Origin of the sequence: Robbsia andropogonis (assembly GCF_000970345.1) — a bacterium.
Lineage (GTDB): Bacteria > Pseudomonadota > Gammaproteobacteria > Burkholderiales > Burkholderiaceae > Robbsia > Robbsia andropogonis.
Genome location: NZ_LAQU01000255.1, coordinates 1 through 434, shown reverse-complemented (window position 1 = coordinate 434; position 434 = coordinate 1). Strand labels below are relative to the sequence as shown.

Here is a 434-nt window from a genome sequence, read left to right as displayed (position 1 = left end):
TAAGACTAACCCTACAACAGCAACCCGGACTTGGCTGCTATCAGCCTTGTTTCCTGCGATTCTTATTGTTTTTAGCTTCTGCTTGTTTTCGCTGTACTTTCTACGTGATGACATAGTAGAAAATGGACTGGTGCAAATTCTTCGTTTCCTCCTGACCTTGGTTCTGCTAGCCGTGCCTTATAGCATTGTCCACGAATTTGGTCACGCGATCACCGGTTGGTGCTATGGCGTGAAGCCTCGGCATGTCCGAATTGGGACCCATTGCTTATTTCGGATCGGTCGCCTTTGGGGGGGGCCTTTGGTTCAGCTTCCTTCCTTTCGGTGGCCGGGTGGATTTTTGTGTCTTACCTGTTCAACTTCGTCGCAGAATTATGATGTACGCCGCGGGCGTTGGAGCAGCACTGCTTGCGGCAACACTGGCAACGTTGTTGATT

1 pseudogene is annotated in these 434 nt (G+C 50.2%); it reads left to right on the top strand.

Features of this window, described 5'->3' with window-relative positions:
* Positions 1-242: 242 nt before the first annotated feature.
* Positions 243-434, top strand: a pseudogene (locus WM40_RS32000) (hypothetical protein); the annotation flags it as partial.